This window comes from Kineococcus sp. R86509, assembly GCF_042466365.1.
Classification (GTDB): domain Bacteria; phylum Actinomycetota; class Actinomycetes; order Actinomycetales; family Kineococcaceae; genus Kineococcus.
This window is the reverse complement of sequence record NZ_JAXHCE010000001.1, coordinates 2,353,050-2,371,027: the sequence shown is the minus strand read 5'-3', so window position 1 is coordinate 2,371,027 and position 17,978 is coordinate 2,353,050. Positions and strand designations below refer to the sequence as shown.

General features: G+C 74.2%; 15 protein-coding genes. 9 read left to right on the top strand and 6 right to left on the bottom strand.

What is annotated here, in order from left to right; genetic code table 11:
- Positions 1-57 precede the first annotated feature (57 nt).
- The 5 genes from SJY07_RS11390 (at position 58) to SJY07_RS11370 (ending at position 7,069) form a co-directional block, all read left to right on the top strand.
- On the top strand, positions 58-1,311 hold the full coding sequence (locus SJY07_RS11390) for a glycosyltransferase 87 family protein (RefSeq protein ID WP_328294146.1): 1,254 nt from the start codon (positions 58-60) through the stop codon (positions 1,309-1,311).
- Positions 1,312-1,393: 82 nt separating this feature from the next.
- Positions 1,394-1,699, top strand: coding sequence for a WhiB family transcriptional regulator (locus tag SJY07_RS11385; RefSeq protein WP_380159176.1), 306 nt, complete (start codon positions 1,394-1,396; stop codon positions 1,697-1,699).
- Between the two features lie 55 nt (positions 1,700-1,754).
- Positions 1,755-2,699, top strand: a complete 945-nt coding sequence (gene pheA / locus SJY07_RS11380; RefSeq protein WP_380159174.1) for a prephenate dehydratase — start codon at positions 1,755-1,757, stop codon at positions 2,697-2,699.
- Between the two features lie 60 nt (positions 2,700-2,759).
- Positions 2,760-5,630 carry a putative bifunctional diguanylate cyclase/phosphodiesterase gene (locus SJY07_RS11375; protein ID WP_380159172.1) on the top strand — a complete coding sequence of 957 codons (2,871 nt, stop codon included), beginning with the start codon at positions 2,760-2,762 and terminating at the stop codon, positions 5,628-5,630.
- Positions 5,627-7,069: a diguanylate cyclase domain-containing protein gene (locus SJY07_RS11370; protein ID WP_380159170.1), complete on the top strand. Its 1,443-nt coding sequence runs from the start codon at positions 5,627-5,629 to the stop codon at positions 7,067-7,069. Before SJY07_RS11375 ends, SJY07_RS11370 begins: the two co-directional genes overlap by 4 nt.
- Before the next feature lie 90 nt (positions 7,070-7,159).
- On the opposite strand, the gene SJY07_RS11365 is transcribed toward SJY07_RS11370, so the two are convergent.
- Positions 7,160-8,278, bottom strand: coding sequence for a diacylglycerol kinase family protein (locus tag SJY07_RS11365; RefSeq protein WP_328294158.1), 1,119 nt, complete (start codon positions 8,276-8,278; stop codon positions 7,160-7,162).
- A 108-nt stretch (positions 8,279-8,386) separates the two neighbouring features.
- On the opposite strand from SJY07_RS11365, the gene serS reads away from it, so the two are divergent.
- Complete coding sequence (serS, locus tag SJY07_RS11360; RefSeq protein WP_380159167.1) at positions 8,387-9,661, top strand: serine--tRNA ligase; 1,275 nt, start codon at positions 8,387-8,389, stop codon at positions 9,659-9,661.
- Here the strand turns inward: serS and SJY07_RS11355 are convergent.
- Together SJY07_RS11355 and SJY07_RS11350 are read right to left on the bottom strand one after the other, a co-directional pair.
- Positions 9,645-10,355, bottom strand: a complete 711-nt coding sequence (locus SJY07_RS11355; RefSeq protein ID WP_380159165.1) for a hypothetical protein — start codon at positions 10,353-10,355, stop codon at positions 9,645-9,647. The two genes, serS and SJY07_RS11355, sit on opposite strands and share 17 nt — an antisense overlap.
- Complete coding sequence (locus SJY07_RS11350) at positions 10,352-11,245, bottom strand: ROK family protein (RefSeq protein WP_380159163.1); 894 nt, start codon at positions 11,243-11,245, stop codon at positions 10,352-10,354. The genes SJY07_RS11355 and SJY07_RS11350 overlap by 4 nt, the downstream gene beginning before the upstream one ends.
- 157 nt (positions 11,246-11,402) lie before the next feature.
- Here SJY07_RS11350 and SJY07_RS11345 point away from each other — a divergent pair, with 157 nt between their 5' ends.
- From SJY07_RS11345 to SJY07_RS11335, 3 genes are all read left to right on the top strand, one after another.
- On the top strand, positions 11,403-12,194 hold the full coding sequence (locus tag SJY07_RS11345) for a DeoR/GlpR family DNA-binding transcription regulator (RefSeq protein ID WP_328294162.1): 792 nt from the start codon (positions 11,403-11,405) through the stop codon (positions 12,192-12,194).
- A gap of 147 nt (positions 12,195-12,341) precedes the next feature.
- Complete coding sequence (locus tag SJY07_RS11340; RefSeq protein WP_380159161.1) at positions 12,342-13,556, top strand: Gfo/Idh/MocA family protein; 1,215 nt, start codon at positions 12,342-12,344, stop codon at positions 13,554-13,556.
- 48 nt (positions 13,557-13,604) lie between these two features.
- Entirely contained in the window at positions 13,605-14,429 is an 825-nt protein-coding gene (locus tag SJY07_RS11335) for an HAD family hydrolase (RefSeq protein ID WP_380159159.1), read from the top strand.
- A gap of 15 nt (positions 14,430-14,444) precedes the next feature.
- Here SJY07_RS11335 and SJY07_RS11330 read toward each other — a convergent pair whose 3' ends face one another.
- The 3 genes from SJY07_RS11330 to SJY07_RS11320 are packed head-to-tail and all read right to left on the bottom strand — an operon-like array spanning position 14,445 to position 17,976.
- Positions 14,445-15,398: a ketopantoate reductase family protein gene (locus SJY07_RS11330; protein WP_380159157.1), complete on the bottom strand. Its 954-nt coding sequence runs from the start codon at positions 15,396-15,398 to the stop codon at positions 14,445-14,447.
- On the bottom strand, positions 15,395-16,246 hold the full coding sequence (locus tag SJY07_RS11325) for an alpha/beta hydrolase (RefSeq protein WP_380159155.1): 852 nt from the start codon (positions 16,244-16,246) through the stop codon (positions 15,395-15,397). Before SJY07_RS11325 ends, SJY07_RS11330 begins: the two co-directional genes overlap by 4 nt.
- Positions 16,234-17,976, bottom strand: a complete 1,743-nt coding sequence (locus SJY07_RS11320; RefSeq protein ID WP_380159154.1) for a DUF885 domain-containing protein — start codon at positions 17,974-17,976, stop codon at positions 16,234-16,236. Before SJY07_RS11320 ends, SJY07_RS11325 begins: the two co-directional genes overlap by 13 nt.
- Between the last annotated feature and the right edge of the window lie 2 nt (positions 17,977-17,978).

The window sequence follows — 17,978 nt, the reverse complement described above, 5'->3', positions numbered from 1 at the left end:
CACAGGCTAGGGGCGTCGGTGGTCGGGACCTGTGCGTCGCTGGGGGAGGATCGGGGCGTGCTGAGCGAGGCGACCCCGCGGAACGGTGCTGCGCTGTGGCGGTGGGTCGGGGTGCTCGTCCTGCTCGTCGCGGCCGCGCCCATCGTCCACCGCTACCTGATCGCCTACCCCGACGACCAGTGGCAGGTCGACCTCGAGGTGTACCGGGAGGCCGGGCGGTCGCTGCTGCTGGGGCGTCCGGTCTACACCTTCGAGACCGAGGTCCCGCAGCTGCTGCCGTTCACCTACCCGACGTTCTCGGCGGTGCTGTCGATCCCGTTGGCGCTGCTGCCCTGGGCCGTGGCGGGGTGGGTGTGGACGGGTGTCCAGCTCGGGCTGCTCTACGCGATCGTGGGGATGGCGTTCCGGCCGCTGCTGGTGCGGGCCGGTCGCTTCACGGGGCTCGCGCACGGGGTCGTCGCGGCGCTGTGCGTGTGGATCTCCCCGGTGGGGGAGAACATCCGCTTCGGTCAGGTCAACGCGATCCTGGTGACGCTGTGCCTGCTCGACCTCGTGAAGGGGACCGACGGGCTGCGGGTGGGCCGGTTCACGATCCGCTGGCCGCGCGGGGCGCTGGTCGGGATCGCGGTCGCGATCAAGCTGACCCCGGGGGTCTTCCTCGTCCACTTCGTCGTGACGAGGCAGTGGCGGGAGCTGCGCAACGCGGTGCTGGCCGCGGTCGGGGTGACGGTCGCGACGTTCTTCGTGGCCCCCGAGGGGTCGTTGGAGTTCTGGACGTCGGCGTTGCTGAACTCCGACCGGCTCGGGCCGAACGCGGGGTCGTCGAACCAGTCGCTGCGCGGGTTCGTGCTGCGCCTCTACCTCTCCGACGGGGCGAGCACGGCGGTGTGGGGTCTCCTGGCGCTGGTGGCCGCGGTCGCGGGGTACTCCCTGGCCCGGGCGATGCACCGGCGCGGTTCGCTGGTCGGGGAGGTCGCGGCCTGCGGGATGGTCGCGATCCTCGTCTCGCCGGTGTCGTGGCTGCACCACCTGCTGTGGGGGGTCGTCGTGCTCGGCGCGGTCGTCGGGGACGGCCGGGTCCGGCGGCGGGCGGTGGCCGCTGCGGTCGGTCTGCTGCTGCTGTGGATCGCGTGGCCGTGGTGGGGGGCGAACCTGCTGGCCTCGCGCAGCGTGCCGACGCCGGTGGCCCGTCTCGTGCAGAACGGGGACCTCTGGTGGGCCTGTCTGTCACTGCCGGTGATGTGGCTGTTGGTGGCGCGACACGCCGAACGTCAATCACAGGTAGTGACGGATCGGTCGCATAGCGTTTAGGTTACGAACCCTTGGGGCAAGACACGTCCACGTGACGAGCACGTGGCGTCACGTCGAGCACCACACACCTAGGGGGGATTCCGTGAGCGAGACGAGTCGAGGCCTGCGGCCGACGATCGACGCTTGGGAGTGGCAGCTCCTGGGTTCCTGCCGAGAGGCTGATCCAGAGCTCTTCTTCCACCCGGAGCTGGAGCGGGGAGCCGCCCGCCAGCACCGCGACGCAGCGGCGCTCGCCGTCTGCGCCGAATGTCCGGTCCTGCGCCAGTGCCGGCAGCACGTCCTCACCCACCGTGAGAACTACGGGGTCTGGGGCGGTCTGACCGAGGACCAGCGGGACACGATCTGGAGCGAACGCACCGAGCGCCGCAAGCTGCGCAAGGCGGGCTGACCCCGCGGCGTCGAGCCCTCCAGCGCCGGGGGGCGAGACGCTACTGTGCAGCACCGTGCTGCGCTACGCGTTCTTCGGTCCCGTCGGGACCTTCTCCGAAGCGGCCCTGCGGACCGTCGTCGCCGACGTCCCCGCGGTCGCGATGCCCAGCGTCGACGCGACGATCGAGGCGGTCCGCAGCGGGGCCGCCGACGTCGGCTGCGTGCCGATCGAGAACTCCGTCGAGGGTGGCGTACCCGCCACCCTCGACGGCCTCGCCGTCGGTGACCCGCTGGTCGTCGTCGCGGAGGTCGTCCTCGCCGTCTCCTTCGTGCTGGCGGTCAAGCCGGGGGTGCGCCTCGAGGACGTCCGTCGGGTGAGCACGCACTCCCACGCCCACGCCCAGGTGCGCAAGTGGCTGCACACCCACCTGCCCGACGCCCTCTACGTCCCGGCGACGTCGACGGCCGCGTCCGCGCAGGCGCTGGCCGACGAACTCGCGGGCGGGGAGCCCGCCGGGTTCGAGGGCGCCATCTGCGCGCCCTTCGCCGCGGAGAGCCTCGGGCTCGACGTGCTCGCCGAGCGGATCGAGGACCGCGACGGCGCCCAGACCCGCTTCGTCCTGCTCTCCCGCCCGGGCGTGGGCGAGCTGCCCGCCCCGACGGGCCAGGACAAGACGTCCCTCGTGGTCTTCCTGCGCGAGGAACGCCCGGGTGCGCTCGTCGAGGCCCTCGAGCAGTTCGTCACCCGCGGGATCAACCTCACCCGGATCGAGTCGCGCCCCTCCGGTGACGCGCTCGGTCGGTACTGCTTCTCCATCGACTGCGACGGCCACGTCACCGACGCCCGCGTCGGGGAGGCCCTCATGGGGTTGCACCGCGTCTGCGAGCAGGTCCGCTTCCTCGGCAGCTACCCGCGCTCCGACGGGGGTCGCACCGTCGTCGGCGACGGTCCGAGCGAGCAGGACTTCACCACGGCCCAGGGGTGGCTGGAACGACTGCGGGCCGGTGCCGGGGCCTGAGCGCCCCCCACCCCGGTCGGTCACGGGCGGGTCCCGGACCACCGCTCACCCGGTCGGCGCATGGAGTCCGCGACGGGCCGCCCCGATGTCCAGAAGGTGATCAGCCAGCCGCCCGCGCGCGCCCTCGACCTCGGCGCCGACGGGCCCGAGCGGCGCGTGGTCGCCGTCGGGTACCTGCTGACCAGCCTCGTCAGCGCCTCCGTCGCGCTGCTGCCCGTCTGGCCCGGCGTGCACGACGGTCCGGTCCTCGTCGTCGCCGCGCTCGGGGTGCTCAGCGGGCTCGGGCTGCTGCTGGTGCCCGCCTGGCCGATGGCCGGTCCCCGCACCGCCATCGTCGGCGCGGCCCTGTGCACCTCCGTCGGCGTCTACGCCGCCGACGGCTCGCCCGGGGTCGGCGTCCTCGTCGCCCTCTACTGCGCCACCGCCTCGCACATCCCCTTCCTGCGCTCGGGACGGGCCCTCGTCGCCGCCACCGCGCTGCCGTTCGTGCTGCTGCCCACCGCGCTCCTCGCCTCCGGGCACCCCGGCCAGGTGCTCGGCTGGCTGCTGGTGCTGCCCGTCACGACCGTCGTCCCCGTCCTCGGCGTGCGCTCGCTGCTGCGGCTGGCCGCCCGGCGCGCCCGCCACGACGGCGGCTCCGACCTGCTCAACCGCACCGGCCTGCTCGAGAGCTGCGCCCGACGGCTGCAGGAGGACGACGGCCTCGACGGGCGGGCGACGGTGAGCGTCGTCCACGTCGACGACCTGCGCGACCTGCGCCTGGCCCTGGGGCCCGCCGCCGCCGAGGAGGTCCTGGCCGAGTGCGCACGCCGCGCCGCTGCGCTGCCCGGGGCGGTCGTCGCCCGCATCGACCTGGACTCCCTGGCCGTCGTGCGTCCCGCCGACCCCGGCGCTGCCGCCACGGCGGGCGCCGCGGCGGGTCGCGACCTGAGCGAGGTGCTGCTCGCCCCCGTCGTCCTGGCCGGAGCCGGCCCGGGCCGGGGCCTGCAGGTGCGCCCCGACGTCTCGATCGGCGTGGCCTGCGCCCCCGAGCACGGCCGCGCCATCGAGGACCTGCTCGCCCTGGCCGACGTGCGCGCCGCGGCCGACCAGCAGCGCGTCGCCGTCAGCGGCGGCGAGGCCGTCTTCGACGCCGACGCCCTGCGCCTGCACGCCGAGCTGCCCGCCGCGGTCGAGGCGGGCCAGCTGCGGGTGCACTACCAGCGCCTGGTCACCGCCGGCACCGGCCGCACCGTCGGCGTGGAGGCCCTCGTGCGCTGGCAGCACCCCGAACGCGGGCTGCTCGGCCCGGGCGCGTTCATCCCCCTCGCCGAACGCAGCCAGGCCATCGTCGGCCTCACCCGCTGGGTGCTGCGCACCGCCGTCGCCCAGTGCGTCGCCTGGCGCGCCGCCGGCCGCGACGTCGGGGTGTCGGTCAACGTCTCCCCGGTCGTGCTCGCCGACCCCACCCTGGTCGAGGACGTGCGCCGGCTGATCGCCGAGCACGGGCTGGAGCGCGGCGTCCTGACCCTGGAGGTCACCGAGAGCGCGCTGCTGGCCGACCCCGCGGGTGCCGCCACCGTGCTGGCCACCCTGCGCGAGGCCGGCGCCCGCATCTCCCTGGACGACTTCGGCACCGGCTACACGTCGCTGACGATGCTGCGCCAGCTCGAGGCCGACGAGCTCAAGGTCGACCGCTCCTTCGTCGCCGCCGCCCCGCAGGCCCCCGCCGACGCCGCCATCGTCCGCACCCTGGTCGACCTCGCCCACCGGCTGTCGATGGAGGTCGTCGCCGAGGGCGTGGAGGACGCCCGCACCGCCGACCTGATCCGCGGCCTCGGCGCCGACCTCCTCCAGGGCTTCCACTTCGCCCGCCCCGTCCCGGCGGAGGAGGTCTTCGCCGCGCTCCCCGCGCCGCCCAGCGCGCTGGAGGGTGGGACCGACGGGGAGCCGGTGCCGGCCCCCCGGGGGGTCGACGAGGGGGAGCGGGTCCGCCTCGCGCACGCCGTCCTGGCCGCCACGGTCCGTTCCCAGGGTCTGCTGCGCAGCGTGACCGCGCTGGCCGCCTCCGTCTGCGGAACGCGGTTCGCCAGCTTCAACGTCGTCACCGAGGAGCACGTGCACCTGCTGGCCCCCCACGGCCACGAGCGGGACGTCGTCCCCCGCGACGGGACGCCCTGCGCGTGGACGGCCCAGCAGCGCGACGTCCTCCAGTTCGACCCCTCGACCGACCCGCGCACCGCGGGCGGGGCCGCCGCCGCCGCCGGGGTCCAGCACTACGTCGGCGCCCCCGTCGCCGACCCCGCCGGACGGGTCCTCGGCGTCCTCTGCGCCTACGACGACCGGCCGCTGCCCCTCACCTGCCTCCAGCGCACCCAGGTGCAGGCCCTCGCGCGCCTCGTCGCCGACCACCTCGCCGGGGTCGACGCCGCCGGTCAGCTCGACCGCGTCCACGAGCTGCTGCAGACGATGGCCGAGCTGGAGGGCACCTCCGACGAGCAGCGCCTCGTGCTGGGCTTCGGGGCGGCCGTGCACGACCTGCTCGCCCCCGACTTCAGCTTCGTCGTGCGCCCCGCCTGCCCGGGCGGACGCTGGGAGCTGCTGGGCCACCGCGGTGACGTCGACCCGGCCCTGGTCGGCGCGATCGGCTTCGACGCCGACGGGCGCAGCGCCGTGGCCCGCTCGATCACCACCGGGCGCCCGGTGTGGGTGCCGGACGCGGCGACCAGCACCGTCATCGCCGCCGAGCTGGCCCGTCGGGTCGGGGTGGGGTCGGTGCTCACCGTCCCCGTCGTCGCCGACGACGGGGTGAGCCACGTGCTGTCCTGCGTGTGGCGCGAACCGCAGCAGGAGCTCAGCCCGGTCCTGCGCGACGCCGCCGTCGCGGCCGCCACCCGCACCGCGCGCCAGCTGCTCCGGACAGCGGTCCCCGTCCCGCCGGTGCCCGCGTGAGCCCCCGTCGCGGCGGGCCCGTCCTCGCCGGCGCCGGCGTCCTCGTCGTCGGGTACGTGCTGCTGCCGGGCGGGCGGGCGGAGCTGGTCGGCTACGCCGTCCTGGTCTGGTGCTCCGCGCTGGTGCTCCTCCACGCCGTCGCGACCTCCCCCGCGCTGCGTGCGTGGCGGCCGCTGGTCGCGACGCAGCTGCTCTTCGCCCTGGGGGAGAGCGTCTCCGTGGCCCAGCGCTGGGACGGTCGGGTGGCGTTCCCCACCAGCGCCGACGCGCTGTTCCTCCTCGCCCAGGTCCTGCTGTTCGTCTCGGTGCTGGGCCTGCTGCCCGCCCCGCGCGGGGGTGTGCGGGGCGGGGCGCTGCTGGACACCGTCGTCGTGACGACCAGCACCGCCCTGCTCTTCGTCGTCTACACCGTGCTGCCCGCCTTCGCCGGCCAGGGGCACCTGGCCGCCCGCCTGGTCGCCGCCGCCTACCCGCTGTGCGACGTCGCCGTGGTGTTCCTGCTGGTGCGCGTCACCGGCTGGCGCAGCAGCCGGCCCCGCGCGTTCTGGCTGCTGGCCGCGGGTCTGAGCGCCAGCGTCGCCGCCGACGTCACCTTCGCCGTCCTCACCGCGGTGGGCCAGGACGGCGCCCCGCGGTGGGTGCGGGTGCTGTGGCTGGTGTTCTACGGCTGCGTCGCCGCCGCCGGGCGCGACCCCTCCGCGGCCGTCCTGGGCCACCCGCCGCTCGAGCGCCGCACCGAACCGGAGCTGGTGCGGCTGCCGCTGCTGGCCGTCGCCGCGCTGCTGCCGCCGGCGGCCCTCGTCGTCGAGCACCTGCTGCCGAAGGACCAGGACCACGGGCTCACGCTGGGCCTGGCCACCCTCGTCGTCGTCGCCCTGGTCCTGGTCCGCATCGCGGACCTGCTGCGGATCCTGCGCGGGCAGGCCGTCGTCGTGGCCCGCCAGGCGGGCACCGACCCGCTGACCGGCCTGTCCAACCGCCGCGCCTGGAACGCCGAGGTCGACCACGTCTTCACCCGCGCCGGCGGCGACCCGCGCCTGCCCCTCACCGTGGCCATCGTCGACCTCGACCACTTCAAGGCCTACAACGACACCCACGGCCACGAGGGCGGCGACGACTTCCTCGTCGCGGTCGCCCGCGCCTGGCAGCGCGCTCTGCCGGGGGTGTTCCTAGCCCGCTGGGGCGGGGAGGAGTTCACGCTGCTGCTGCCCGGACTGGACGCCGACGCCGCCGTCGCCGTGCTGCGCGCCGTGCACGAGGCCGTCCCGCACGGGCAGACCTGCTCGATCGGCGTCGCGACCTGGGACCGCTCCGAGGTCCCGCCCGCCGTCCTGGCCCGCGCCGACGCCGCGCTCTACTGGGCGAAGCGGACCGGGCGCGACCGGACGGTCGTCGCCGGGGACCACGACGGTGCCGCCGCGTCCCCCCTGGCGAGCTGATCCCCGAGTCCACCGTCCCTGACCACTCGTGATCTCGCGGGGTTTCCCAGCGGGATCACGGATCGGTGGGACGACGGACGCCGCGCGCCCTCAGCGCTGCGACGGCAGCGGCGGGCAGCGCACCAGCAGCGCGCCCGGCTCCACGGTCAGCGTGATGCGGAGCGCCTCGCCGATCGGGTCGCCGTCCAGCTCGACCTCCTGGGGTTCACCCGTCATCACCTCGAAGCGACGCCCGCGCAGGTGGCGCACCCGACGCTGACCGCGCCGGTCCCGCGTCGCGATGGCCCACGCCACCTCGCCCCAGCCGATCCCGCCCCGGGGGGAGATCACCACGGCGTCCAGGTGACCGTCGTCGATCTCGGCGTCCGGCATCAGCACCAGTTGCTTCGTGAGCTTCCCGCAGTTGCCGACGATGACCGCGCGGGTGCGCACGGCCAGGGGTTCCTCGTCGTCGACGCGGACCTGCACCTTCGCCTGCGGACCCCACAACGCCCGCGCCCCCGAGACGACGTACGCGCCGTAGCCCAGCCGCTGCTTCAGCCGGTCCTCGACCCCGGCCATCATCGCCGCGTCGAAACCCAGCCCGGCCATCACCAGGAACAGGTACCGCTCGGGCTCGTCGTCGTGACCCGACCGGTCGACCTCCAGCCAGCCGACGTCGATCCGCTGGTCCTCCTCGGAGAACACCAGGTCCAGCGCCGCCGCGAGGTCGGTGTGCGGGACGTCCAGGTTGCGCGCCAGCAGGTTCCCGGTGCCCGCCGGCAGCAACGCCATCGGCGTCGACGTCCCCGCCAGCGACTCCGCCACTGCGCGGACCGTCCCGTCGCCCCCCGCCGCGAGCACGATGTCGACCCCCTCGGCCACCGCCCGCCGCGCCTGCGGACCACCGGGTTCGTCGATCGTCGTCGGCAACCACAACGGATCGGCCCAGCCGTGGGACCGGAACACCGCCGCGACGTAGGCCTGCCGGCGCCGCAACGCGTGCTGGTCCAGGACGCTGAACTTCGTCGGGTTCACCACGATCGCCGCCCGCCGCTGCCGGGGCGCCTCGTCGTGCGGCTCGTCGTGCGGCTCGACCGCCGGGACCACCTGGGCGCGCAGAGCCCGCGTCGACCGGCGCTCGCGGGCCAGCAGCGTGAACGTCACGACGAACGCGACGGCGAGCAGGACGGCGAGGGCGCCGGTGCCGAAGAGGTCCGCCACCGTCATCCGGTCAAGCTACCTGCTCGCCGGCCCCTCCCCGCCCGGGTGGTGGTGTCCGTCGGTGGTCGCGGAACGGGGTCGGGGGTCAGGGGGGTGACCCGTTAGTGTCGAGACGTGATCGACCTGCGACTGCTGAGGGACGAACCGGACCTCGTCCGCGCGAGCCAGCGTGCCCGTGGCGAGGACGAAGGTGTCGTCGACCGGGTGCTGGACGCCGACGCGCGTCGCCGCGCCGCCATCGCCGAGTTCGAGCAGCTGCGCTCCGAGCAGAAGTCGCGCGGCAAGGAGATCGCCGCCGCGAAGGGCGAGGAGAAGCAGAAGCTCGCCGCCGCGGTGAAGCAGCTCTCCGAGCGCGTGAAGACGGCCGACGCCGCGTCCGGCGCGGCCGGCGAGGAGTTCGAGACGCTGCTGCGCTCGATCCCCAACGTCGTCGAGGACGGTGTCCCCGCCGGTGGCGAGGACGACTACGCCGTGCTCGAGGAGATCGGGACCCCGCCTGAACTGCCCGAGGGGCTCGACGCCTGGCGCGACCACCTCGAACTGGGCGAGAAGCTCGGGGCCATCGACGTGGAACGCGGCGTCAAGGTGGCGGGTTCGCGGTTCTACTTCCTCACCGGTGTCGGTGCGCTGCTGGAACTCGCGCTGCTGAACCTGGCCGTGGCGAAGGCCGTCGGCAACGGTTTCACCCCGATGATCACCCCGACCCTGGTGAAGCCCGAGGTGATGGCGGGCACCGGGTTCCTCGGTGCGCACGCGGCCGAGGTCTACCACCTCGAGGAGGACGACCTCTACCTCACGGGGACCTCCGAGGTCGCCCTGGCCGGCTACCACGGTGACGAGATCCTCGACCTGTCGGCGGGCCCGAAGCGCTACGCCGGTTGGTCGGCCTGCTACCGCCGCGAGGCCGGTTCCTACGGCAAGGACACCCGCGGGATCATCCGCGTCCACCAGTTCCACAAGGTGGAGATGTTCTCCTACTGCCGGCCGGAGGACGCGAGCGCGGAGCACCAGCGGCTGCTCGGTTTCGAGAAGGACATGCTGGCCGCCATCGAGGTCCCCTACCGCGTGATCGACACGGCCGCAGGGGACCTCGGTTCCTCGGCGGCCCGGAAGTTCGACTGCGAGGCGTGGGTGCCGTCGCAGGGCGCGTACCGCGAACTCAGCTCCACCTCGAACTGCACGACCTTCCAGGCCCGCCGCCTCGGGGTGCGCGAACGCCTCGAGGAGGGTTCCGGGACCCGTCCCGTGGCGACGCTGAACGGCACGCTGGCCACCACTCGCTGGATCGTCGCGATCCTCGAGAACCACCAGCAGGCCGACGGTTCCGTGCGGGTCCCCGCCGCGCTGCAGCCGTACCTGGGCCTGGAGGTCCTCACCCCTGTGCGCTGAGCGACCCCCTCGGCTCCGACCAGTGCCCGCCTGCGCGCAGGTGCCCGACCACCAGGCGTTCCAACCGCGTCCGCGGTTCGACGAGGTCGAGCACCTCGCGCAGCGGTCGGCGGAACACGAACTTCGCGACCGCGCGGTCGCCCTCCTCCCCGCGCTCGACGGGTCCGAGGGCGAACCTCTCCGCGAAGCGCACGATCCCGCTGGCCGGCCCGAGGGTCGGGGGCAGCAGCGGGTCCAGCAACCACGACGTGCAGTGGAACTCCCGGGCGCCGAGGACCTCCACGGCGCGGGCGAGGGAGTCCTCGACGGCCTCGTCGCTCAGCGGGCCGGCTTCGGGGAGGTGCACGGCGTGCCCGTCGGTCCCGGCCACGCGTTCGAACTGCAACCGCCCCAGCGCGACGACGTCCGCCCGGGCCAGGCCCAGCAACCACGGCACGTCGATCCCGTCACCGTAGGCGGCGACCTTGCGCGGGACGTCGGCCAGCGTCGCCTCCGCGGTGCCGGCGTCCAACCCGAGGTGCCGGAACCGCGCCAGCACCTCCTCGTGGAGCTGGTCCAGGGCACGCGTGAAGCGGGGGACGGGCAGGTCGAGGGCCGGGGCCTGCGGGGCGAGCAGGGCGGAGCGGACCAGCTCCACGTCGTTGACCGCGTCGCCCACCGCGTCGCCCACCACGTCGCCCACCACGTCGCTCACCGCGACACCTCCGCGAGCATCGCCGCACCGCGGGCCGCGGCGGTGTCGCCGTGCACGGCGGCGACGATCCGGGGCTGACGCACCCCCGGGAGGCGGTCGGCCAGCGCGGTGCGCAGGGGGTCCAGCAGCAGGTCACCGGCCAGCGCCAGCCCTCCGCCCACGACGAGGACCGACGGGGCGACGGTGGCGACCAGCCCGGCCAGCGCGTGCGCCAGGACGTCGACCGTCTCCCGCCAGACCTGCTGCGCCGCAGCGTCTCCGCCCCGCACCGCGGCGGCGACCTCGTGGGCTCCGGTGGTCCCCGCGCGGCGGGCGGTGGCGGCTGCCGACGCCACCTCCTCCACCCTGAGCCCACGGAAGGGGCCCTCGGTGAGGACGAGCTGGCCGATCTCGCCGGCCCACCCGCCGGCCACCAGCGGTACCCCGTCGACGAGGACCGCGGCGGCGATCCCGGTGCCGACCGGTACGAAGGCGACGACGCCGTCGGCTCCGCGGGCCGCTCCGGTCCGGGCCTCGGCGACGGCCCCGGCCCGCACGTCGTGGCTGAGGACGACCCCCGTCCCGAGCGCTGCGGTGAGCAGGGCGGCGAAGGGGACGTCGGTCCAGCCCAGGTTGGTGGACAGGACGCCGGTCCCGCTCGTCTCGTCGACCACCCCCGGCAGGGCGACGCCCACGGGGTCGCCGGGGCGGTGGCCCAGCCGGGCGGCGAGGTCGGCGACGGCGGAGACGACTCCCCGGCCGGTGGGATCGGGGCGCGGCGTCGGGACCCGCTGGTCGTCGAGGACGGTCCCGTCGGCGCCCGGCCGCAGGCCCTTGACGGTGGTGCCCCCGACGTCGATGCCGATCGGCGGTGCGGGAGCGGTGCGGGCGGGTGGTGGGGTGGGGGGCATCGGCTTCTTCCCGCGAGGCCCGGCTCCGGCTCGTCGCCGTCACGTCCCAGACCGCTGCTGATCGTTGTTGATCTCTGCGGGGTCATCTTGAGCAGGATCGTGCACCGACGTCAATCCCCGACGTGCCATCCTGGGAGCCCCAGTGGAGGAGCCGCACATGACCGCCCAGCAGCGCCTCAACCAGGTGCTCGAGTACGTGACCGAGCGCGGGAACGTCTCCATCGCCGAGGTCGCGCAGACGCTGGGCGTCTCCACCGCCACCGTGCGCCGGGACCTGAACCTCCTCGCCGAGCAGCGCCTGGTCACCCGCACCCACGGTGGTGCGGCCGTGCTCGGCACGGGGTACGAGCTCCCGCTGCAGTACAAGATCGCCCGCCAGGCGGACGCGAAGCTGGCCATCGCCCGGGCCGTGGTCGAGCTGGTGCAGCCGGGGGACTCCGTGGGCCTGAACGGCGGGACGACGACGACCGAGGTGGCCCGGGCCCTGGGTGCGAGCGAGCGGCTCCGTCCCGGCGGGGGTGCACCCGGGGTCACGATCGTGACGAACGCGCTGAACATCGCCTACGAGATGTCGGTGCGCGAGCACGTGAAGATCGTGGTCACGGGCGGGGTGCCGCGCCGGCAGAGCTACGAGCTGGTGGGTCCGCTGGTGGGGTCCTCGTTGCGCGACTTCAGCCTCGACCTCGCCGTCCTCGGGGTCGACGGCCTCACCGGTCGCTCCGGGGCGACGACGGTGCACGAGGGGGAGGCGGAGGCGAGCCGGCAGATCGCGGCCGTGGCCGGCCGGGTGGTCGTCGCGGCCGACGCGACGAAGCTGGGCCGCACGACCTTCGCCCGGATCTGCCCGTTGGAGCGCCTCCACGTCCTGGTGACCGACGCCCCGGTGACAGGGGACGTCGCGGCGGAGCTGGCCGCGGCCGGCGTCGAGGTCGTCGTCGCCGGGGCCTGAGCGCCCCCGCCCTTCGTCCCGGGGGCCGCCCGGGTTGCGAGTGTTTCGTCGTCCGCACTCCCTGGTCCTGTCGTGGTCTGCGAGCTAGTGTCACTTCATGCTCACTTGGACCGGCTTTGCGACAAGTTCGCTCACGAGGGTCGAGCGGTGATCGCTTCGGACCTCCGGGTCGCCCTCATCGGAGCCGGGGCCCGCTCCGAGATCGGTCAGCACGTGCCGGTCGTCCGTCCCGGCGCGCGCGTCGTCGCGGTCGCCGACACCACCCCCGCCGGCCGGGAGCGCGCCGCGACGAGCTTCCCCGGCGCCGTCCTGCACCCCGACCACCGGGCGCTCGTCGCGGCGGGTGGCGTCGACGCGGCCATCGTCACCACCCCCGACGACACCCACGCCGCGATCGCGGAGGACCTGCTGCGCGCCGGGATCGCGGTGTACCTGGAGAAACCGCTCGCCACGACGCTCGCCGACGCCGACCGGGTGCTGCTCGCGGCCACGCAGACGGGGACCCCGCTCTACGTGGGGCACAACTTCCGGCACGCGGAGGTGGTGCGGACCATGCGGGACGTCATCGCCCGCGGGGAGATCGGCGAGGTGAAGGCCGTCTGGGTGCGCCACTTCGTCGGGCACGGCGGCGACTACTACTTCAAGGACTGGCACGCCGACCGTCGTCGCACGGGCACGCTGCTGCTCCAGAAGGCCAGCCACGACATCGACGTCATCCACCACCTGGCCGGCGGGTACACGCGCCGGGTCGTGGGGATGGGTGACCTGATGGTCTACGGCGCGATCCAGGACCGGCGGGAGCGGCCGGGGGAGACGATGCCGGACTGGTTCTCGATGGACAACTGGCCGCCGGCGGCCGCGACGGGGCTGAACCCGGTGGTGGACGTCGAGGACCTCTCCATGGTCCTCATGACGTTGGACAACGGGGTCCAGGCCAGTTACCAGCAGTGCCACTTCACCCCGGACTACTGGCGCAACTACACGGTGATCGGCACCGAGGGCCGGTTGGAGAACTTCGGGGACACCGCGGGCGGAGTGGTCCGGGTGTGGAACCGCCGGCACGAGTTCTCCGCGGCCGGGGACCGGGAGCACCCCATCGCCGGCGTCGAGAGCGGTCACGAGGACGCCGACGTCCTGACGATGGCGGAGTTCCTGGCCCACGTCGCCGACGGTTCGCCGACGGTGGTCTCCCCGGTCGCGGCGCGGGAGGCGGTGGCCGCGGGTTCGCTGGCCGCGGAGTCGCTCCGTTCCGGCTCGCTCCCGCAGACCGTCCCCGACCTCCCCGACGACGTCCGTCGCCACTTCCAGCAGGGGGTCACGGCGGGAGGGGCGCCACCGGCAGACCGCGGTGGCGAGGCGTGACCCACGTGGTGGCGAACTCCGAGCCGGGGTGACCTTAGGCTGGAGGACGTGAGTGGTGGCCTGGAGGGCGTGCTGGTGGCGCTCGACGTCGATGGAACCGTCGTCGACCTGGACGAGGCGATGTCCGACCGGGTCCGGTCGGCCGTGCGCCGGGTGGCGGAGGCCGGGGCGCACGTCGTCGTCGCGACCGGACGCTCGCTGCACGGGACGCTGCCGGTGCTGCAGCGCCTGGGTCTGCACGACGGTTTCGCGGTGTGTTCCAACGGCGCCGTCACGGTCCAGCTCGACGCCACCGAACCGGTGGGCTACCGCGTCGTCTCGCTGCACACCTTCGACCCGTCGGGGGTGGCCGAGACCCTGCGCGAGAACCTGCCCGCGGGGTTGTTCGCCGTCGAGGTCCTGGGGCGTGGTTTCAAGCTCACCGCGCCGTTCCCGGACGGGGAACTCACGGGGGAGATGGAGGTCGTGCCCTTCGACGAGCTCTTCACCGAACCGGTCATGCGGGTCGTCGTCCGCAGCCCCGAGCACACCTCCGCGGAGTTCTCCTCACTGGTCGAGGCGGTCGGTCTGCACGGCGTCGCCTACTCCGTCGGCTGGACGGCCTGGCTCGACCTCGCCCCCGACGGCGTGACCAAGGCCAGTGCGCTGGAAGAGGTCCGGGTGCGGCTGGACGTCGAACGCGCCGCGACCCTCGCCGTCGGCGACGGCCGCAACGACGTCGAGATGCTGCGCTGGGCCGGCCGCGGCATCGCCATGGGCAACGCCCCGGCCGAGGTCCAGGCCGCCGCCGACGCCGTCACCGCCCACGTCGACGAGGACGGTCTCGCGCTGGTGCTCGAGGACCTCGTCGCCGTGGGCCTGCCGGCGGGCTGATCCCGCGGCCGGAACTCAGCCGGTGCGGACCGCGACGAAGCGGGCCAGCTCGTCGAGGTTGGCCACCTCGCACGTCCGGCGGCCCTCCTCGATGTCGTGGATCATCTCCACCACGCGGTCGAAGACGGGTCCCTGGATGTCCTTGTGGACCTCGTCGACCTCGGTCTTGCGCTTGCGGACCATCAGGTCGCGGTAGATGCCGGAGTGCGTCTTGGCGCTGCGGCGGTTGAAGGCGGCGAGGCGGTCGAAGGACCCGGGGAGGTCGTCCGGCTCGAAACCGTCGAACCCCTCGACGGTGACGGGCGCCTGGGCCAGCACCTCCTCGGAGATCGCGGTCATGACCCCGCGGTACTCGGGACGTTCGAGGGTCTCCGCGATCGGGAGGTCGGACACGGCTCCCGCCCACATCATGGCGCCGTAGACCTCCTTCCCCCAGAGGTAGCCGAGCACGTTCTCGGTGGCCTCGGCGTAGGGGAGGACCTCGGCGAGCCGGGCGACGCGCGGCGTGACCGGGCCGCCGGCCAGTTCCCCGATCCGGAAGGTGGCGACGTTGCCCTGGAGGACGACCCCGGGCGCCATCAGGTCGGCCCCGATGTTGACGAAGCTCGCGAGCACCCGTTCGCGGCCGAGGGCCTCGATCAGGACGTCGGCGGTCAGCCCGTTCTGGACGGTCAGGACGTAGCCGTCCGGGGCGAGGCGGTCGCGCAGCAGGTCGGCGACGGCGGCGGTGTGCAGGCTCTTCACGGCGACGACGGCGTGCTCGACGGTGTCGGGCAGTTCCTCGGGCAGGATCGCCGGGACCCGGACGACGAACTCCTCGACCGGGCCCTCGATGCGCAGTCCGTCGCGCCGGATCGCGGCGACGTGCGCCGCGTCCGCGTCCACCAGGGTCACGTCGTGGCCGTCGCGGAACGCGCGGGCCCCGAGGGTCCCGCCGATGGCGCCGGCGCCGATGACGAACAGCTTCACGCGCGCACCTGCTCCGGCACGGCACGGTCGACGAAGTCCCGCAGCACGCGCTGGAACTCCTCCCGTTCCTCGTTCTGGGGCGAGTGGCCCGAGTTCTCGAACACCACGAGTTCCGCCCCGGGGACGAGGCGGGCGATGGTCTCGGACGCGCTGACCGGGGTCACCCAGTCGTGGCGGCCGACGGTGACCAGCACCGGCACCGCCACGTGCGGCAGGTCGGCCTTGAGGTCGTAGGTCGGGAAGTTCTCCTGGAAGCACGCGTTGTGCGCCTCGTGCCGGTAGATCCCGGCCTCGACCGCGGCCGTGGACCGCGCCTCGTCGTAGTCGGCGTCGTAGAGCGGGATGAGTTCCCGCCACAGTTCCTTCAGCTCCTCGTCGCTGCGGACGGTGCCGCCCCAGTAGCGGTCGAAGTGCTCCCAGTCGATCTCGATGCGGGTCTGCTCCCGGGCGTTCTGGAACGCGAGTTCCAGGTTGGACCCGTCGGCGGAGGTGTCGCGCAGGACCACGGCCTGCACGTGCCGGGGGTAGCGCACGGCGTACTCCAGCGCGATGAACCCGCCGTAGGAACCTCCGGCGACGCTCACCCGCTCGGCCCCGGCCCACTGCCGCAACCCCTCGACGTCGGCGGCCCACTGCTCGTGGGAGTAGGGCCCGACGCCCTCGCTGCGCCCGCACCCGCGGGCGTCGAACACGACGACGCGGAACCGGTCGGCGAGCGGCCCGAACGTCGAGCGCGGTTCGGCGAGGGAACCGATCCCGCCGCCGCCGTGGTGGGCGATGAGCACGGGCCCGTCCTCCGGGCCGAGCACCTCGACGTTCAGGCGTGCCCCGTTGATCAGGACGTCCACGGTTCTCCTCCGGTGCTGGTGTGCCCGTCCGCGAGCACGGTCTCGATGTGGCGCTCGACGACGTCGCCGAGCACGGTGAGCGGAACGGCCCCCGAGGACAGGACCGCGCGGTGGAACTCCACGACGGAGAACCGGTCCCCGAGGCGCTGTTCCGCCACTCCGCGCAGCCGCAGGATCTCCCGGCAGCCGATCATGTAGGCCAGCGCCTGGCCGGGCCAGGCGGTGTAGCGGTCGACCTCGCTCTCGACGTGACCGCGGGTCGTGGCGGTGTTGTCGTACATGAACTCCACCGCCCGTTCCCGGGTCCAGCCGAAGTGGTGGATGCCGGTGTCGACCACGAGCCGGCAGGCGCGCAGCGCCCGGAACGACAGCATGCCGAGGCGGGACAGGTCGTCGCTGTAGAGCCCCATCTCCTCGGCCAGCTGCTCGGAGTAGAGCCCCCACCCCTCGTTGAAGCTGCAGGCCTCGACGTCGAGCGAGCGCCGGTAGCGAGGGATGTCGAGCAGTTGCGCCGTCGCGAGCTGCAGGTGGTGACCCGGGACGGCTTCGTGGAAGGACAGCGACTCGTACTCGTAGCGGAAGTGGCTCGGGGCGTCGGCCGCGAGCACGCAGTACGCCCCGGGTCGGCTCCCGTCGAGGGCCGGCGGGCGGTAGTAGCCCAGGGCGCTGCCGGCCGCGTCGATCGGGTTGATCTCCTCGATCGCGCAGTCCGGGATCGCGAGCGCCGGGAACCAGGCGTCGCGGACGGCCTCGGCCCGCTGCAGGGCCCCCCGGGCCACCGCGACGATCTCCGCGCTGGTCTCGAAGCGCAGCGCGGGGTCGCTGCGCAGGCGGTCGGCGATCCGCGGGAACTCGGTCTCCCCGAGGGCGCGGCCGCCGACGACGGCCCACTCGGCGCGCATCTCCTCGAGCACGTCGAGGCCGATCCGGTGGATCTCGGGGGCGGTGAGCCCCGTCGTCGTGTGCCGGCGGATCGCCGCGGCGTACCCCTCGGTCCCTCCCGGCACGGCGTGGATCCCGATGTCGTGTCCGGTGCGGCCGAGGGGGAGCAGTTCGGTGCGCAACCGGACGGTGAGCGCGTGCAGCGCCGGGCGAACTCCTTCTCCCACGAGTCGCGTCGCCTCGCGCAGGGTGTCCGGGTCGCCGGACGCGCGGGCCGGGGTGAGCAGCGCGTCGTCGTCGAGGGCGACCGCGAGGTGCCCGTCCAGCTGCTCGATCGCGTGCTGGACCCCGAGGCGGGTCGGGACCCGGCCGGCGGTGGCCTCCTCGGCGTAGCGCTCCCCGAGGGCTGTGAAGAAGCCGGGGAGTCCGGCGAGGCGGCGCAGGTAGCGCTGCGCGGCCGGCGGTTCGGTCGCCGTCATGGCCGGTACCGCCTGGAAGACGAGACCCTGCCGGCTGACGTACCCCTTCGCCGAGGCGTTCGCCGCCCACAGCGAGTGGGCGGCGTCGTCCGCGGCGCCCCGGGCCAGGGCGATGAGGACGCCGCGGTCGACCACGTCGTCCCGGTCGAGTCCGGCGGGGTCGATCGCCTCGGCCGCACGGGCCACCTCGTGCAGCTGCGCGGCGGCGTGGTCGCTCGCGGCGCGGGACGGGTCGCCGGGGAGGTGGTCGAACTCGCTGAGTCCGAGCAGGGTCGCGTTGTAGGGGTCGTAGGTGTGCTGGAGGTGGAAGTACCGCTCGCGCAGCGCGGCCAGCCCCGTCCCGGGAGCCGGGTCGGTGGTCGTTCTCACGT

Excerpts from the sequence above, each read along its gene's own strand:
- SJY07_RS11350 (WP_380159163.1), bottom strand. The coding sequence starts at position 11,245 with ATGCCCCCCACCCCACCACCCGCCCGCACCGCTCCCGCACCGCCGATC.
- SJY07_RS11345 (WP_328294162.1), top strand. The coding sequence starts at position 11,403 with ATGACCGCCCAGCAGCGCCTCAACCAGGTGCTCGAGTACGTGACCGAG.
- SJY07_RS11375 (WP_380159172.1), top strand. The coding sequence starts at position 2,760 with ATGGAGTCCGCGACGGGCCGCCCCGATGTCCAGAAGGTGATCAGCCAG.
- SJY07_RS11365 (WP_328294158.1), bottom strand. The coding sequence starts at position 8,278 with ATGACGGTGGCGGACCTCTTCGGCACCGGCGCCCTCGCCGTCCTGCTC.